This window comes from Klebsiella sp. RCJ4 (assembly GCF_009025755.1).
In the GTDB taxonomy this organism is placed as follows: Bacteria; Pseudomonadota; Gammaproteobacteria; order Enterobacterales; family Enterobacteriaceae; genus Klebsiella; species Klebsiella michiganensis.
The window spans coordinates 124029-140518 of the sequence record NZ_WCIN01000043.1 but is presented as its reverse complement, the minus strand read 5'-3'; the positions used below and the strand labels follow the sequence as shown (position 1 = coordinate 140518).

Sequence of the window (16490 nt, the reverse complement as noted above, 5' to 3'; positions counted from 1 at the left end):
CCCTTCTAAAAATAAAACAGAGTTCCGTTTTACAGTGAGGACATCTTAGCCCTGGCTAAATTCATTTTCAATTATTATTAAAACATCGTTTCAATTTTAAGGCTGTTAAATGTTAAAAATGCAAAACAGATCACGAAGCGGTGATTGATAAACCGTGAAATTCCTATTTAATTCAATAAAATACAATGAGTTATTCAAACTTTAAAAAAAGACGGCGGATCGAAAAAAAACGGCAGGAAAACAAAGAGCGCGGGGATGCCGGCCGTACTGTCAGCAAAAAAGCGCGATCTATAGCAAGAAGTTGTTGCGAATTGCGTCCGTCATCACAAATAATGAAACGATGTTTTGATAAATTAACACTCATCTTTTAAATCTACTTCCACTGGCCGGTCAACGCAGGCGGGCGACATCTCAGGAAGGAAAAGGAGTACATCATGGCTAAAGGCATGCGGGTTAAACTGAATTATGACGTCAGCCGCGATCCGGACACCGGCGCGGAGATCACCCGCTTAACCCCACCGGAAGTGACCTGTCATCGTAACTATTTCTATCAGAAGTGTTTTTTTAACGATGGCAGCCACCTGCTGTTTGCCGGCGAATTCGACGGCAACTGGAACTACTATCTGCTGGACCTCGCAAAGGCCGAGGCGGTGCAGCTAACGGAAGGCGCCGGTGATAACACGTTTGGTGGTTTCCTTTCTCCGGATGATAAATCCCTTTATTACGTGAAGAACGACCGTACGCTGCTGGAGGTTAACCTCACCACGCTGCAAGAGCGTGAAGTGTATCGCGTCGCCGATGAGTGGGTGGGCTACGGTACCTGGGTGGCCAACAGCGATTGCACCAAACTGGTTGGCATCGAGATTGCCAAAAACGACTGGACGCCGCTCAACGACTGGCAGATTTTCCACGATTTCTTCCACAAAGGCCCCCACTGCCGCCTGCTGCGCGTCGACCTGCAAACCGGCGAAAGCAGCGTGATCCACGAAGAGAGGAAATGGCTGGGCCATCCGATTTATCGTCCGTTTGATGACCATACCGTCGCCTTCTGCCATGAAGGGCCGCATGACCTGGTCGATGCGCGGATGTGGATGGTAAATGAAGACGGTAGCAACGTGCGTAAAGTCAAAGCGCATGCGGAAGGCGAAAGCTGCACCCACGAATTCTGGGTACCGAACGGCTCCGCGCTGGTGTACGTCTCTTATCTGAAGGGCCAGCAGGGCCGGACGATCTACAGCTTCAACCCGGATACCGGCGTTAATGAAGCGGTGATGCAGATGCCGGCCTGTTCGCATCTGATGAGTAACTTTGACGGCACGATGCTGGTTGGCGATGGTTCCGGTACCCCGGTGGACGTCAAAGACACCAGCGGCTACACCATTGATAACGACCCGTATCTGTACGCTTTCGATGTCGCGAAGCAGGCCTATTTCCGCGTTGCGCGTCACGATACCTCCTGGGCAACCGTGGCCAATAGTCGCCAGGTTACCCACCCGCACCCGTCCTTTACGCCGGACGATAGCGCCATTTTGTTCAGCTCCGATAAAGACGGCAAACCTGCCGTGTATATCGCGAAGCTGCCGCCCCAGCCTGAGATGCTGAAGGCATAGCGTTAGCCACTGTTTGAGTTAGTGTTTCTGTAACTGGCCTTGCCCTCCTTTCGGAGGGCTTTTTTATGCCCGGCGTTTTCCCCGGATCGCGCTGCGCTTATCCGGGCTACATTCCGTGCCGATGGGGCGCACTGCGCCGTTCCGGGAAGAGGGATTAATACCAACGGAAAACCCCGGCTGACCGCTCCGGGGTAAACGATGAGGACATTTTTTAAGTTAGAACGAGTAGGCAACACCTACGCGGAAACGGGTCTGGCGGTCGCTGCGATCGTTGACGCCAACGTTGCCGAGCTCGCCGTACGGCGCCCAGTTTTTATCCAGCTTGTAGGCAACCTTGAGGTTGTACTCCTGCGAGTACGGTTTGTTGTCGTTGCGCTTAACCCCTTCGGTACTGCGCGCATAAACGTAGTTCAGCTCCGTACGCCAGTCGCCGAAGACGTAACCGGCCCACGCATCGCCGCGGTTAACTTTGTCATCATCTTTCCCTGCATTCGCCGGGTAGCGGGTATAGTCGTAACGATAGCGGGCGGCGACGTAGAAGCCATTATCGAAGCTGTACTGCACGCGCAGGTTTGGCTTATAGATCGAGCGGCTATCGTTACTTTCAATATTGAACCCCGGCGTGACCGAGAAGTTTTTATTCGCCTTCCACTGCCAGGTAATGCTCTCTTCATGACCATTACCGACGAAATCTGAATAAGGCTGGCTGGTGTTATCGCCGCCCGACTTCCACTTCGCCTCAACGGAGAAGCCAAAGCCGTTAGCGAAACGATGGGAGACGGAGACGCGGTCGGCGTTGCTCTTATCCGATTTGCCGCCGTCAATGAATTCGTGACGTAAATCTACCGTGATGGCTGAAGCCGCGAAAGACATGCCACAGAGTGCAGCAAGGGCCAGAGATCTTGCGAACATAAATTACCCCTCATAATTAAAATATCGTTTCGTTTTTATAAAACCGTATTTTATTTTTTAGGCAATAATGTTTTAGTGATCGCGATCGTAAATATTTGTTTCAAAAAAGGTGGCACAGAAAGACGTGACAACGCTCAACAAAATAGCGCGTCAGAAAGGAATTTTTGGCAGGGTAACGCCTGGCGGGAAGCAAAAAAAAGCCTCCACAGGGAGGCTCAGTTAACGCATATATCAGAAAGGGCTTATTCGCGTTCCACCGCCAGCGCCACGCCCTGGCCGCCGCCGATGCATAGCGTGGCCAGCCCTTTGCGGGCATCGCGTTTAATCATCTCGTGCACCAGGGAAACCAGAATGCGGCAGCCGGAAGCGCCAATCGGGTGGCCCAGCGCAATGGCGCCGCCGTTCACGTTCACCCGCCGCTCGTCCCATTCCAGTACCCTGCCCACCGAAATGGCCTGAGCGGCAAAGGCTTCGTTGGCTTCGATAAGATCGACTTCATCCAGCTTCCAGCCCGCGCGTTCAAGGCAGCGACGGGTGGCATGGACCGGCGCGATCCCCATCAGCGCCGGATCGACGCCCACGCTGGCAAAAGCGCGGATCCGCGCCAGAATCGGCAGCCCCAGCTCCTCGGCTTTAGCTTCGCTCATCATCATCACCGCCGCCGCGCCATCGTTAATGCTTGAGGCATTGCCGGCGGTGACCGAGCCCTGCTGGTCAAAGGTCGGCAGCAGGCTGGCCAGCGCTTCTGCGCTGGGGTCGACGCGCGGCTGCTCATCGGTATCCACCAGGCGCGGAGTACCGTTGAGTTCGCTGGTCACCGGCACGATTTCATCGCGAAAGCGTCCGGAATCAATCGCCCGCCGCGCTTTGTGCTGCGAGCTAAGCGCCCACGCATCCTGCAGTTCACGGCTGATGCCATACTCGCGCGCCAGGTTCTCCGCCGTCACGCCCATATGGTAGTCGTTAAACGCATCCCACAGGCCATCGTGGACAAGGCTGTCGATAAGCTGGCTATTGCCCAACTGGGCGCCGGTACGGCTGTCGGTCAGCACGTGAGGGGCGCGGCTCATATTCTCCTGCCCGCCGGCGATCACTACGTCCGCTTCGCCGCACTGAATCGCCTGGGTCGCCAGGTGCAGCGCCTTCAGTCCGGAACCGCAGACGTCGTTGATGGTAATAGCAGAAACGGTGTTTGGCAGCCCGCCGCGGATCGCCGACTGACGCGCCGGATTCTGTCCGGTTCCTGCCGTCAGCACCTGGCCGAGGATCACCTCATCAATACTTTGCGGATCGACGCCGCTGCGCTCAACAAGCGCCTTCACCACCACGCTGCCCAGCTCCACCGCCGAATGACGCGACAGCGCGCCCTGAAAACAGCCGATTGGCGTTCGCAACGCGCCGACGATTACGACATCTTTCATCCTCTACCTCTGCTCCGCCTCTGCGCAAAGAAACAGCATCATAGTAGTGAATTGTTATCAAAAATTTTCGCAATTGTTTAAAAAAAGTGAGGGGAATCACAAAGATCGTCGGGATGGCAAAAATGGCCCCTATTCGCGCCCGTGCCCCTGCAGATGCTGACGCAGCCAGCTTCCCGCTTCTCCCGGCGGCGCCTTTTTATTCCACAGCAAATCGGTGGAGATCATCCGCGGCCAGCCGGCAATATCCAGCGCCACCAGGCTTCCGCTCCCGGCGAACTCCTCCACCAGCGCGCTGGGCAAAATACACCATCCCAACCCCTGCGCCGCCATGCTGAACAGCAGCAGATAGTTAGGCGCCGACCATACCAGACCGCGCGCCGGTTCCGCCGTATTTTCCAGATAGGTGCTCAGGCGCAGCTCGCGCCAGCTGAACAGCTCATCGCGGGTGACGCTGCCCTGGGCCGCCAGCGGGTGCCGGGGCGCCACGAAGATAGCCATTTCGGTTTGCATCGGCAGCCGGATACTGCCTATCTCTGTCGGGTAGCTGTCCCTGGCCTCAATCAGCCCCACCTGCGCCCGCTCCTTTTGCAGCAGATCGATAACGTCGTCGTCTTCACCAATCAGGCACTCAAATTCGGTGTGCGGAAAACGACGATCGAACTGCGCCAGCAGATCTTCCAGCACATCGGGATGCAGCGTATCGGAGAGCACAAAGGTCAGACGCGCTTCGGTGTTGCCAGACAGCGAAATGGCCAGCTCATCCAGCCTGTCGCTGGCCGCCAGAATCGCCTTCACGTAGCTCAACACCTGTTCGCCCTGCGGCGTGAGCGTCGGCTGTCTGGAGGTGCGATCGAACAACGTCACGCCAAGATCGGCTTCCAGGTTGGCGATTGCGGTGCTGATGGTGGACTGGCTTTTGCGCAGCCGCCGCGCCGCGGCTGAGAATGAACCGCAGGCCACGGATTCGACAAACGCGGTTAAAGCTTCGGGAGAATAGCGCATGAACTATCTACTTTATCGATGGATACTATCTTTCGTTTATCACATTTATCCATAAAATGCCGGGTAATTTCATATAAAGACCGGAGGCAACAAGCCATGCAACAAGTCAACGCCCAGCGCAAAACGCTGACGGAACGGGTAATCCACGCGATAAGCTTTGAAGGTCTGGCGACGCTGATCCTCGCCCCAACCGCCGCATGGCTCATGCAGCGTTCGGTCGTTGAAATGGGCGGGCTCAGTATCCTGCTCGCGACGCTGGCGATGGTCTGGAACATTATCTATAACGCCCTCTTCGACCGGCTGTGGCCGGTAACCCGGGTCGTCCGTACCCTGCGGGTCCGCGCGCTGCACGCGATCGGCTTCGAGTCAGGCTTTATTATTATCGGCGTCACGATGGTCGCGCTGGTGCTGGGCGTTTCGCTGATGCAGGCGTTTATGCTGGAAATCGGCTTTATGTTGTTCTTCCTGCCCTACACCATGGCCTTTAACTGGGTCTGGGATATGCTGCGCGAGCGGGTCATCAAGGTTCGCCAGCAGCGGATCGCCGCCCGCCAGTAATCTTTAGCAAAGCGCCCGGCCGGTAACGGGCGCTCCGCCGCTTCATTTCTTCGCCAGAAACTATCGCCACAGCCCACGCATAAATGTGCTAAATTGCACTCCTTTTTGTTCGTTTTCTGGTTGATAAAGTCGCATAATGTCTAAAATTTGGTCTAAAGAAGAAACTCTCTGGAGTTTCGCCTTATATGGCACTGCTGTAGGCGCTGGCACGTTATTCTTGCCGATCCAACTGGGATCCGCGGGCGCTATCGTTCTGTTCATCACCGCGCTGGTCGCCTGGCCGTTAACCTACTGGCCGCATAAAGCGCTGAGCCAGTTTATTCTCTCCGCCAACATCGCCCCGGGCGCAGGGATCACCGGCGCCGTTAATCACTATTACGGTAAAAAGATCGGTAGCCTGATTACCGGCCTCTATTTCCTCGCCTTTTTCGTGGTGGTGCTGATCTACGCCGTCGCCATTACGAACTCGCTCGCGGAGCAGCTCTCCAGACATGTGCCCATCACTTCTCAGGTCAGGGCGCTGCTCAGCCTGGGCGTGGTGCTGGTGCTGAATCTGATCTTTTTAATGGGCCGCCACGTCACGATTAAAGTCATGGGCTTTTTAGTCTTCCCGCTGATCGCCTGTTTCCTGTTCCTCTCCATCTATTTAATGGGGAGCTGGCAGCCGGCTTATCTGACCAGCCAGATGCAGCTGACCCCGCACACGTTCCACCAAATCTGGATCTCGATTCCCGTGATGGTTTTCGCTTTTAGCCATACGCCGATCATATCGACTTTTGCTATCGATCAGCAGGAGAAATACGGCGAGCAGGCCATGGGTAAATGCAAAAAAATCATGAAGGTGGCCTACACCCTCATCTGCGCCAGCGTGCTGTTTTTCGTCTTCAGCTGCCTGCTGTCGATACCGGCGGGCTATATTGAAACCGCCCGCCATCAAGGGGTCACTATTCTTTCCGCCCTGTCGATGATGCCGGGGTCGCCGGCGTGGCTGGCGATCACCGGGATTATTGTGGCGGTGGTGGCGATGTCGAAATCGTTCCTTGGCACCTATTTTGGCGTGATTGAAGGGGCCAGTGAAATCGTCAAAACGTCCCTCGCCCAGGCGGGGATTCGTAAAAGCCGCGCGTTTAACCGGGCGATGTCGATCCTGCTGGTTTCGACGCTGACCTTCGTGGTGTGCTTTATCAATCCCAACGCTATCTCAATGATTTACGCCGTCAGCGGCCCGCTTATCGCGATGATCCTGTTCATCATGCCAACCCTCTCGACGTATCTTATTCCGGCGCTGAAGCCCTACCGCTCGGTAGGTAGCTTTATTACCCTGGTTGTCGGTTTGCTCTGCGTGTCGGTGATGTTTTTTAGCTAATCCTCTTCGTGCGGCGAGTCTTTTCCTCGCCGCACGTTCTGCCAACATTCTCCCCCCACCAATCTCCCTGACGGACATACACTTATCCCTTGCACACCAAGAAAGCGGGGGTTTATATGTCCAGCGTAAAATTATCCGGTACTGCGACGTTAGGCGATCGTCAGGTTTATCGTCTGGGATACGGGGCGATGCAGCTTGCGGGGCCCGGCGTTTTCGGCCCGCCAAAAGATCCGCAAACCGCTATCCGCGTACTGCAGGAAGCGGTCGAGTCGGGCGTCAATCATATTGATACCTCCGATTTTTACGGTCCACACGTGACTAATCAGCTCATTCGCCAGGCGCTGCATCCCTATTCCGCCGATCTGTGCATCGTCACCAAAGTCAGCGCTCGCCGCGACGATAAAGGCAACTGGCTGCCCGCGATGTCGCCCGCGGAGCTCACTGCGGCGGTGGAGGACAATCTGCGCAATCTGGGCCTCGACGTGCTTGAGGTGGTGAACCTGCGCAGTATGCTCGGCACGCATGGCCCGGTTGAAGGTTCGCTGGAGGGGCCCTTAACCACCCTTCTGGAGCTGAAAGAACGCGGGTTGATTCGCCATATCGGGCTGAGTAACGTCACCGCCAGACAGGTGAGCGATGCGCAAAAACTGACGCCAATCGTCTGCGTTCAGAACCAATATAACGTGGCGAACCGTCAGGATGATCCGCTGATCGACGAGCTGGCGGCGCAAAATATCGCCTGGGTGCCCTTTTTCCCCCTCGGCGGTTTTACCCCGCTTCAGGCCCGGGAGCTTAACGACGTCGCCGCTTCGCTTGACGCCACGCCGATGCAGGTGGCGCTGGCCTGGCTGCTCCAGCGCTCGCCGAATATCCTGCTCATTCCGGGCACCTCCTCGCTACAGCATCTGCACGAGAATCTGGCCGCCGCGCAATTAACGCTTCCACCAGAAGCGTTAGCCATTCTGGATAATCTCCAGCCCCACTCCTGATTTCAGGCTTCTGCGGATCGATATTCGCAGAAGCCTTCTCCTCAATATTTGCCTGGAATTACCTTAACGCCACTGGCACTATACATCCTACAAATTAGGCGTTATCCGCTTTATTCTCTTACGGATAACCCTATGCAAAGCATAGATTTAAACTTTTTCGACTGGCCTCCTAAATGGAGGCTTCTGTCGTTTTTGTCTCGCCAAAATTTTCGAACTCTTGATTACAGGAAAAACAATATCTCATTCAAAGTTTATACAAATCAATTTAGCTGCAAAGATAGCTAACAACATCAAATGCTCATAAAAACATCTGGTTAACACAATCAGAATGTTTGTATTGCTATATAAAAAATCGACCACACACAATAACAATTTACAAGGATTTCACATGACAGAGGGAACGATAAAGACGAGTAAGTATGAAATTATTGCTATTTTCAGGGAAGAGCTCCGAAAGCAGGCGGAGATAGAAGTTTTTGTTAATAACAAAAGCACTATTACCCAGCTAACGCGGGTAGATTTTGCCGAGTTTCATATCTCCACCACCAGCAAAATCCCCGCGGGGCATAAAGTTAAATTTATTCTGCATAGCGATTCAGGGAAAATCGAGTTTTGCTCTACGCTAAAGAAAAGCTATGCCGGCGGTGAAGGGAAATGCAGGAAGGTCGCATTTACCTTACCGGAGTGTATCCAGGTGGTACAACGCCGGCGCGATCCCCGATTCCGTCTGCGCCACGAGCACGAATTCTTCTGTCACGGCCGACACAAAAACGGAGAAAACTATCTATTCGAAATCAAAGACATTTCGGACGGCGGTTGCGCGCTGATGACCAGGAGCCCCAATCTGAAATTCCTCAGCCATAACGCCATCCTCAAGAACGCTATCCTCGCCCTCGCTGAATATGGCGAAATCACCGTAGATTTAGTTATAAAAAATGTTGTTATGGTGACTTTAGATGATAACGAGAAGTCAGATAGCTACTACCAGATCTCCTGTCAGTTTAAATTTCGCCATCTTGATAACAAGAAGCGAATAGAAAAAGTGCTGCTCGACTTGATTATGGAAGCCAAGAGAAAAAAGAGAGTCTGAACCATTGGACAGTATATTACTTTACACAGATGACAATATCATCGGGCAATCAATCCATGATTATATGATTGATCGCGCCAGGGATATCACCACCCTGAAATTTCAGGATATTGTGAAAGGGGTCAGCGCCTCCCCGGCAGCCACCGTTATTATCAATATCATCCACAAAGATATCTCTGCGGCCACAACGGTCGCATTACTGAACACTTTGCGCAAGCGCCTGACGCATTGCGCGCTGCTGGTGCTGATCGTCAAAAGCGAGCTGTCCAGCCTGTTCCGGGAGCTGCTTGATCTGGAAAACCTGTTGATTCTGACCGAAAAATCCTCGCTGGCAGATTACTCAGCCATCATCAGCAGGCCCTTAACCGCCGAGGGCTGCCAGGGGCTATGCACCCGCCGCAAGCTGACCGCCAGGGAACTTCAGGTGCTGGAGTTAATTATTGCCTGCAATAACAGTAAAAGGATTGCGGTGCTTCTCGACATTGATCATAAAACGGTCCACAGCCATAAGGTACATATTATGAAGAAACTCGGGATGAATAACTCGCGAACAATGAACAAAAGCATAGTCAATATGTACCAGTGCTAAAACCAAAAATATGTGGGTGACCAATCAAAACCCGATAATTTATTGGCGATAAGCCATTAATAATCATTCCCATAGGTAGAAAGGTCACCTATAATATTCTCCTCTCTTTACCTCTGACCTGATTTTTGACGAGAGATAATGAACGCAACTCTTTTTTCCAGGCATAATTTATCACGTAGCGATATATCCGTTCGTTATGTCTTTCAAAAAATGTTTTCCCCAAAAGGTACGCTCGTCGCCGTTGAGTGCCTGAGCCGCTTTGACCACCTCTCTATATCGCCGGAAAACTTCTTTCGCTACGCCAATACGGGACTACGCGAAAGCATTTTTATGGAACAGCTGGCGCTTATTGAAAAACATAAACAGTGGTTTAAGCAAAATGCTATCTCGGCGACGATTAATGTTGATGACCATATACTTAACGTATTGCAACGCCCGGAGATTAAAGCGCTCGTCGACCAAATCGGCTGCGTCCATTTTGAAGTGACCGAGAATTCCCATAATCTTTTGAATAATGCTCTCGCAACCTGGAATAACCCGCAAAGCACTACGCTCTGGCTCGATGATTTTGGCTCTGGCAACGCCGGTATTCACGCTATTCGCGACTATCACTTCGATTATGTCAAAATCGATAAAGACTTCTTCTGGCTTTTAATGCAAAAAGATTCCGGTCGTCCGTTAATGGATGCCCTCGTCACTTTCCTTTCCCGCAACCACCATAATGTGATTATTGAAGGTGTAGAAAGCGAAGCGCATAAGGCCTGGTTGCAGGGCATGGAATGGTTTGCTATTCAGGGACACTACTGGAAGGAAGTGAGCATTGAACAATTGGTCCAGGAAGATATCACCGCATAAATAAATGCCGGATAACTCCGGCATCAAATGTCATACTCGCGCAATACCCTCTCCCCTTCAATTATAAACGAGCTCCCATGTTGCCCAACTGGTCAACGGGCCGCTGGTTGCTTTTTCCGGCGCGGGGGTCACGTAGCCGATGTAATAGGTAAATACGCCGCCATCGACCGCTTTTTCGACCAGCGGCACCCGGTTTTGCAAGGGGTCGGCCGGGACGATTTTATTACTTTTATCGAGGGTATTATTATCATTGGTCGACAGCGCGAGGAAAATATGGCTGGCGCCGTCCGCCCGCGTATTCCTCAGATAGCCAGCATTTTCATTGCCCACCGCATTGACCGTAAAGCCGTCAACCCAGCGGACGTTAACCAGGCGGATCTCGTCTTTATCCGCCGCGCCGCCGTCGTGACGCAGCTGGCAGTTCGAGAGTTCCAGCGTAAAAGGCTGCGGCTTCATAAATGCCCCGGCGCCGCGATCGTGTACTTCGGCCAGGCTGACCGGCGCCAGCCAGACGCTGCCGCTCCCCGCGTTGTTGCCGCCGTTCAGCGCCACGCTACAGGAGATATCCGTCACCCGTCCGGCAAAATCCACCCGCCCTCGATCGTAGTTGGTCTCAAAACCCGACGCCGGGGAGGCCATCAGCATCCCGCCGATCAGCGCCAGCTGAATGAGTCGTTTGCTATTTTTATATTGTGCTGAATCACGCATACCCGCCTCCCGAATTAATCGTACGTCAGGTTAAAGATCATGTGCGACTCCACCTCACCGGTACTGGTGGTCGGCGCATATTGATAGAAACGCGCATGCAGAGGCAGGGTGATGTATCGGGTTTCTTGCGTGCGCAGCGTACCGACGCTGTATTTCTTGTTGAATTCCAGCGGTACGCCCTCTTTCAGGACCTGGATACCAATTCCTTTCGCCAACGAGGAGCCGGATTTTTCGTTCAGCAGCGCGCCTCGGCTCACCGTGGTGCCGGTAGCCAGCGTGCCGGAGAAAGAGGTCTGGATATTGGCGTATCCCGACTCGCTTAACCCGCCGCTGCACTGCAGCTCAATATTAAAATCCTTTCCGCCCGCGGTGGTGCCGACGCCGTTGAGATCGCTGCGCTTGATGGTGCCGACATCGACGTTCATATTTTTGCCGCTCAGGATGGTACATGAGGGCGATACCACGGTGATGGCGTTGGCGCTCAGGCGGGTTTCGAGGATCGGGTTATTGCCGTTCTCCCAGTCGTAAGAGGTGTACTTACCTGCCGCCAGGGTTCCGCTGCCGGTCACGCTCGCGGTTTTAATCACCTCCAGCGTAAAGCGGGAGCCTTCCAGCGAGTAATTCGTGGTCCGGCTGACGTAGCTGGAGAACGTGTCAGGGTAGATAATATTGACCGTCGCCCCGCCGCGGCTGAACCGCAGGCCGATCCCGGGCACGTTGGTGGAATAAATTTTATTTCCCAGATCGGTCGCCCCGGGGGCGACGATTTTGGCCACAAAGCGGTTAGTGCCGCTGCTGCAGCTATAGCTGGCCCCGCCCGGCGCCGACATGGTCCAGTCCCGGGACACGATCACCGAGCCTACCGGCAGATCCGGCGGAACCACCACCCGGCCCACAACCATGTCGAGGCTAACCGTCGGCTGCGACAGGCGCGTACAGTACGCCCATGCCGACGTGGTCCCCATCGCCATTAAGCCAATAAAAAGCGTCAGTTTTTTCATTAGCGACATAGCGTTTCCTTTGTTTTTTCCTGACTTAATTCCACCGAGCACTGTCCGCCGCTCCACTTAACCGTGGCCTTCGGCGCGCTGGCGTCGCTGATAAACATCATGCTGCCCTGGCCCACCACGCCGATCTCTTTCCCGGAGGGGTTGTAAATCGTGGCGGCGAACGGTAGCGGCAGACCGTTTGCCTGACGCGCCTGCAGAGTGACGTTGTTCTGCAGCGTGGTATCGAAGGAGACCTTGACCACGCTCCCTTCCCACGGCACCACCTGCGCCACGGTACTGCCGAAGGCGACATCGTCGTTGCTGCCTTTCGGGTCAATTTCAACGGAATTTATCCGGTAAGGCCGCAGATACGGCAGAATGGCGTAGCCGTTGCTGTCGATGCGGGTACCCGGCGAGCCGGGCAACATCGCGCCCGCGGCGTCTTTCGCTTCGATCAGCGCCATGGTGGTGCCGCTTTCCGGCGAGAATACGACGCCGTGCTGATGCGCGATCAGCGTCCCGCTGGCGCCTACGCCGCTCTGGCGATAGCCTTCGCCCTGGCTATAGCTGCCGTTCAGCGTGGTCCACGGGGTACGGTAGCTGCCGTTCAGCGCCACATCGTGCTGGCCGCCGGTCGAGGTCGTGGTCGACACGCCGTAGTTGAGGTTGTTTTCACTATCCAGCGAACCGTTGACGCCAATCTGCGAACTGGCGAAGCGTGAGTTATTAAACGCGGTATTCGACGTCAGGTTAGCCGTACGGTTTTCACCGAACCACAGCGGGTAGCTAAAGTTGAGTGACACGCGATCGTCGCGACGGTGGCCTGAGCTATCCGGGGTATAGACGCGCTGGGCGCTGACCGACCACGAGAGCCGACCGTACATGTTGTTGTAACTAAACTGGTACTGCTTCTCCGTTCCCGAACGGTTCCAGTAATCCGCCACCCGGCCGCTCAGATAAAAACCGCCCCAGCCGTCCGGCAGGTTCTGGTTGACGGTAAAGGTCATCCCGTTTTTCTGGCGCCACACGGTGTAGTTGCTGTTGTAGTTCTTCTCCTGATCGACGGCGTAGAGGGCGTCGTTCAGGTTGTAGTAGCCTTTGGTGGAGTAGCGATACGCCGCCAGCACGATGCTGGTCTGGGTTTCGGTAAACATGCGGTTAAAGGTGGCGCGATAGCTTTGACCGTGCTCGTCAAGGGTATCGCTCTTCAGCCGCGAGTGAGTCACGTCGAATGAGAGCGCGCCGATGCCGGTATTCATCCCGGTCCCCAGCAGGAACGCCTGATAGTCATCAAATCCGGTGACGCCGGTATAGCCGGTAAACAGGTTATTTAAACCATGCTGCCAGGTTCCCTGATAGAGCATCGGTTTATTACGCAGCGAACTATCGTCGACTTTACCGGCGGAGAGCGCGTAGCGGGTCATCCCCGGACGCAGCAGCTGCGCTACCGAGGCGTAAGGTACGCTGAATACTTCGACCGAACCATCGGCCTCTTTAACCGACACTTCAAGGTCGCTACCGTAGCCGGAAGGATAGACATCCTGCAGGGTAAACGGCCCCGGCGGCACCGTGGTCTGATAGATAATATTGCTGCCCTGGCGCACCGTCACCAGGGCGTTGCTTTGCGCCACGCCGCGAATTTCAGGGGCGTAGGAGCGCATGCCGTCGGGGAACATATTGTCATCGGTCGCCAGGTTAACCCCGCGCAGGCCGATGGTGTCAAAGAACTCGCCGTTGGTAAAAATCTGCCCGCCGCTGACTATCGAGTTAATCTGCGGAATCGGCCGCTGCAGATAGGTCTGGTTGCTGTTCCAGTGCGCTTTCCCCTGCTGCTGCTGCCAGTTCAGGTTACCGATATGCTTGAGCAGCCAGCCGTCCCACGACAGGCCCGCGTTAACGCCAAGATACGCGCTGCTGTTATCGGAACCGTTGGCCGAGGAGATATGGCTGTTCCAGGCGTTGGCCATCCAGCCTAAATTCAGCGCCGCAACGCCTTTATCCCAGAACTGCGGGCTGACAAAGTTTTTCAGGCGCTGATCTTCGTAGATTTGCGGTACGGCAATATCCAGTCTCAGGGAGGACTGAATCAGCGTGTCTTTGACGTTATCTTCGTGACGCCACTCCTGCAGGCGTCCGCAGAAGCCCTCTTTTTCGCTGAGCTGCGGATTTAATTTTTCCGGCGAAATCCCATACTGCATCAGCATCGCTTTGGTATAGCAGACGCCCATTTTGCCGTCTTTACCTGCGGTGATTTTCAGGTCGTAGCGCCCTTTCCATTCGCCGTTGGTATAGACATCAAGGGAGTAGACGCCCTCGCTGATAGCGCTGGTCGAGAAGCGCGACAGGTCGACCTTTTCGCGACTGCCGACGATAAAACCATCGTTAAATTGATAGATCGTTCCCGGGTTTTCCTGTCCGCTGGAAAATGGCGGAAAGCAGCACAGCGCAACCGCGATAGCCGTGCTTAATCTTCCCGGGCAGATTGACCTCTGCTTCATGATCGTTTCCCTTATTTGACGGTAACTTTCACTGCGACATCTGCACCATAATCATTAATGTTGTTAACGGTCAGGGTTTCGCCTTTGCTCACCGCTGAGGAGAGGGCGATGGTCTGGCTGGACTGCGGAGCAAACATGACCGTTTTGCTGTTGAGCGCTTTGCCGCCGTTACGGGAGATACGGCTTACGGTGATATAAAAGGGCGTTGGGTTACTGACGGACAGGCTGCTGCCGTTAGCGGAGAGCGCCAGTTTTTCTGCCGCAGCGTCGCGATTGCCTAGCCCGGCAGGGCGATAAATAAACTTAAAGCGCGAACGAATCGCCAGCTGCAGAATATTTTGCCCTTCGTTTTTCTGGCTGGCCTCAACCGGCGGTATTTCCAGAAGGTTCAGCCACCACAGCGTCTCTTTATCTTTAGCCAGCCCTGCATTACTGCCGAGCTTAATACGCAGGGTTTGACCGCTTTTCGCATCAACGCGGGAAATAGGCGGCGTGATAATAAAGGGGGTCGTAATGGTATCCGGCGTCGCGTCGGCATTACCGTTATCCAGCCAGGCTTGCGCCAGCGCCGGACGGTCGGCGGTGTTAGAGAGCTGCACCGTTATTTCTTTTTCATTTCCTGGATAAATAAAGCGGGTACCGTTAACAATAATATTATTGGCATGGGCCGCAAAACTAAAAATGAAACAGAAAAAAAGGGCAATACGCTTCATGCTGACCTCAGAATAAAAAAATAAGCGGCAGCAGTGGCCGCTTTATTATTGTTGTATACCCTGAATAATTCGAATTGCAGAAAGGCGGCCAGAGAGTGACTGGGGTGAGCAAACGTCGCCAACGCCTGTGCCATTCGAAGTATGACGGGTATAGACCGCCCCGACGCGAGGCGGCTTTATCTCTCAGTCGATATTACTGATAAGTAATTTCGTAAGTCGCGTAGCTGTTAACCACACCGGTGGTAACCGTGGTCGGGGTGCTGGTCGCGTAGCCGACGTAGTAAGTGAAGCGCGCGCCATCCTGAACGGCAGAGGCATCACCGGTCGCTTTAGGCTGGGTGCTGTCGCCCGGGATGATTTTGTTGGTCAGCGCGGTGGCGTTATCGGTGGAGAGAACCAGCTGGATATTCTGCGCGCCGGCGGCTTCGGTGTTAGCCAGGTAGCCCTGCTGTTTAGCGGTTGCGCCCGCCAGCAGGTTACCGCCGGTCCAGTTCACGCCCAGTTTGCTCACATCATCCTGTTTGGTGCCATCAGCCGCCTGGCAGTCAGAAACATCGATGGTGAAAGATTTCGGTTTCAGATAGGTATCCGCCGCGGCAGCTTTAACTTCCGTTAAAGTCACTGGTGACAGATAAACGTTCGCATCGCTGCCCTGGCCGTTTACGGAAACAGTACAAGATACGTCGGTAACTTTACCGAAGAAATTAACCTGACCGCCGCCTACATTGGTATCAGCAGCATTTGCCGCAGCCATACCAAAAAACGCAGTTGCCATTGCAGCAGAGAGAAGAACCTTTTTCATTGCCATTTCCTTGTCAGAGTGAATTAAGTATCAATGAGCAAACAGTTAATACGCACAAAAGTCAGAAGCGATTTGCGATGCTCACTTTTGCAACTGTTAATAGAAACTTCGACTGACCGGAAGCCGCAATATTTAAGGCGTCAGGAACGAACCCGATAAAAGAATTCGTCAAGGCTGTCGGCGTCAAAGAATGCTATTTTTCGCTGACAAATATACATATGTTCACGAGCTGTTAATCAATGTAACAGATAGCTCACAACTATTAATTACTGGGGATTGATAGCAAGAAACAAAGCTATTGTTATTTACACTGAAGGGGAAAAGACGATATGGAATTAACAAGATAGCAACCTATAGTTGCATAAAAGGTTATTTCTCTACAGAGAGA

General features: G+C 53.9%; 15 protein-coding genes. 7 read left to right on the top strand and 8 right to left on the bottom strand.

All coding sequences use genetic code 11. The features are described 5' to 3' along the window. The first annotated feature begins 434 nt into the window (after window positions 1-434). Window positions 435-1610, top strand: coding sequence for an oligogalacturonate lyase family protein (locus F8562_RS23540; protein WP_014839447.1), 1176 nt, complete (start codon window positions 435-437; stop codon window positions 1608-1610). 216 nt (window positions 1611-1826) lie between these two features. Here the strand turns inward: F8562_RS23540 and F8562_RS23535 are convergent, their stop codons facing one another. The 3 genes from F8562_RS23535 to F8562_RS23525 all read right to left on the bottom strand — a co-directional run bounded on the left by F8562_RS23535 (window position 1827) and on the right by F8562_RS23525 (window position 4945). Further along, window positions 1827-2522, bottom strand: coding sequence for a porin (locus F8562_RS23535; protein ID WP_042934167.1), 696 nt, complete (start codon window positions 2520-2522; stop codon window positions 1827-1829). Between the two features lie 242 nt (window positions 2523-2764). Then, window positions 2765-3943 carry an acetyl-CoA C-acetyltransferase gene (locus F8562_RS23530; RefSeq protein WP_014226690.1) on the bottom strand — a complete coding sequence of 393 codons (1179 nt, stop codon included), beginning with the start codon at window positions 3941-3943 and terminating at the stop codon, window positions 2765-2767. 129 nt (window positions 3944-4072) lie between these two features. After that, window positions 4073-4945 (bottom strand): LysR family transcriptional regulator, encoded by an 873-nt coding sequence (locus tag F8562_RS23525; RefSeq protein ID WP_014226691.1) that lies wholly within the window; start codon window positions 4943-4945, stop codon window positions 4073-4075. Between the two features lie 96 nt (window positions 4946-5041). Between F8562_RS23525 and F8562_RS23520 the strand changes: the two genes are divergently transcribed. The 6 genes from F8562_RS23520 to F8562_RS23495 all read left to right on the top strand — a co-directional run bounded on the left by F8562_RS23520 (window position 5042) and on the right by F8562_RS23495 (window position 10392). Then, window positions 5042-5503 (top strand): multidrug/biocide efflux PACE transporter, encoded by a 462-nt coding sequence (locus tag F8562_RS23520; RefSeq protein ID WP_009651689.1) that lies wholly within the window; start codon window positions 5042-5044, stop codon window positions 5501-5503. Between the two features lie 136 nt (window positions 5504-5639). Next, a complete protein-coding gene (locus tag F8562_RS23515) occupies window positions 5640-6869 on the top strand; it encodes an amino acid permease (RefSeq protein WP_014226692.1) in 1230 nt (409 codons plus the stop codon). A 116-nt stretch (window positions 6870-6985) separates the two neighbouring features. After that, window positions 6986-7858 (top strand): aldo/keto reductase family oxidoreductase, encoded by an 873-nt coding sequence (locus F8562_RS23510; RefSeq protein ID WP_014226693.1) that lies wholly within the window; start codon window positions 6986-6988, stop codon window positions 7856-7858. A 388-nt stretch (window positions 7859-8246) separates the two neighbouring features. Then, the gene (locus F8562_RS23505; protein ID WP_014226694.1) at window positions 8247-8948 is read left to right on the top strand and encodes a flagellar brake protein; all 702 of its coding nucleotides are present in this window, start codon (window positions 8247-8249) and stop codon (window positions 8946-8948) included. A 4-nt stretch (window positions 8949-8952) separates the two neighbouring features. Further along, a complete protein-coding gene (locus F8562_RS23500) occupies window positions 8953-9537 on the top strand; it encodes a helix-turn-helix transcriptional regulator (RefSeq protein ID WP_032694724.1) in 585 nt (194 codons plus the stop codon). Window positions 9538-9675: 138 nt separating this feature from the next. Continuing rightward, the gene (locus F8562_RS23495; RefSeq protein ID WP_032694725.1) at window positions 9676-10392 is read left to right on the top strand and encodes an EAL domain-containing protein; all 717 of its coding nucleotides are present in this window, start codon (window positions 9676-9678) and stop codon (window positions 10390-10392) included. Window positions 10393-10449: 57 nt separating this feature from the next. Here the strand turns inward: F8562_RS23495 and F8562_RS23490 are convergent, their stop codons facing one another. From F8562_RS23490 to mrkA, 5 genes are all read right to left on the bottom strand, one after another. Then, on the bottom strand, window positions 10450-11100 hold the full coding sequence (locus F8562_RS23490) for a fimbrial protein (protein ID WP_014226696.1): 651 nt from the start codon (window positions 11098-11100) through the stop codon (window positions 10450-10452). A 14-nt stretch (window positions 11101-11114) separates the two neighbouring features. After that, on the bottom strand, window positions 11115-12110 hold the full coding sequence (locus F8562_RS23485; RefSeq protein ID WP_004124708.1) for a fimbrial protein: 996 nt from the start codon (window positions 12108-12110) through the stop codon (window positions 11115-11117). Beyond that, window positions 12101-14587: a fimbria/pilus outer membrane usher protein gene (locus F8562_RS23480; RefSeq protein ID WP_014839452.1), complete on the bottom strand. Its 2487-nt coding sequence runs from the start codon at window positions 14585-14587 to the stop codon at window positions 12101-12103. Before F8562_RS23480 ends, F8562_RS23485 begins: the two co-directional genes overlap by 10 nt. A gap of 11 nt (window positions 14588-14598) precedes the next feature. Continuing rightward, on the bottom strand, window positions 14599-15300 hold the full coding sequence (locus tag F8562_RS23475; RefSeq protein WP_000820820.1) for a molecular chaperone: 702 nt from the start codon (window positions 15298-15300) through the stop codon (window positions 14599-14601). A 193-nt stretch (window positions 15301-15493) separates the two neighbouring features. Next, complete coding sequence (gene mrkA, locus F8562_RS23470) at window positions 15494-16102, bottom strand: type 3 fimbria major subunit MrkA (RefSeq protein WP_014839453.1); 609 nt, start codon at window positions 16100-16102, stop codon at window positions 15494-15496. Between the last annotated feature and the right edge of the window lie 388 nt (window positions 16103-16490).

Coding starts and splice junctions, on each gene's coding strand:
- F8562_RS23515 (WP_014226692.1), top strand. CDS start 5,640: ATGTCTAAAATTTGGTCTAAAGAAGAAACTCTCTGGAGTTTCGCCTTA.
- F8562_RS23530 (WP_014226690.1), bottom strand. CDS start 3,943: ATGAAAGATGTCGTAATCGTCGGCGCGTTGCGAACGCCAATCGGCTGT.
- F8562_RS23485 (WP_004124708.1), bottom strand. CDS start 12,110: ATGTCGCTAATGAAAAAACTGACGCTTTTTATTGGCTTAATGGCGATG.
- F8562_RS23520 (WP_009651689.1), top strand. CDS start 5,042: ATGCAACAAGTCAACGCCCAGCGCAAAACGCTGACGGAACGGGTAATC.
- F8562_RS23480 (WP_014839452.1), bottom strand. CDS start 14,587: ATGAAGCAGAGGTCAATCTGCCCGGGAAGATTAAGCACGGCTATCGCG.
- F8562_RS23540 (WP_014839447.1), top strand. CDS start 435: ATGGCTAAAGGCATGCGGGTTAAACTGAATTATGACGTCAGCCGCGAT.
- F8562_RS23490 (WP_014226696.1), bottom strand. CDS start 11,100: ATGCGTGATTCAGCACAATATAAAAATAGCAAACGACTCATTCAGCTG.
- F8562_RS23535 (WP_042934167.1), bottom strand. CDS start 2,522: ATGTTCGCAAGATCTCTGGCCCTTGCTGCACTCTGTGGCATGTCTTTC.
- F8562_RS23475 (WP_000820820.1), bottom strand. CDS start 15,300: ATGAAGCGTATTGCCCTTTTTTTCTGTTTCATTTTTAGTTTTGCGGCC.
- F8562_RS23495 (WP_032694725.1), top strand. CDS start 9,676: ATGAACGCAACTCTTTTTTCCAGGCATAATTTATCACGTAGCGATATA.
- F8562_RS23525 (WP_014226691.1), bottom strand. CDS start 4,945: ATGCGCTATTCTCCCGAAGCTTTAACCGCGTTTGTCGAATCCGTGGCC.
- F8562_RS23505 (WP_014226694.1), top strand. CDS start 8,247: ATGACAGAGGGAACGATAAAGACGAGTAAGTATGAAATTATTGCTATT.
- F8562_RS23510 (WP_014226693.1), top strand. CDS start 6,986: ATGTCCAGCGTAAAATTATCCGGTACTGCGACGTTAGGCGATCGTCAG.
- mrkA (WP_014839453.1), bottom strand. CDS start 16,102: ATGAAAAAGGTTCTTCTCTCTGCTGCAATGGCAACTGCGTTTTTTGGT.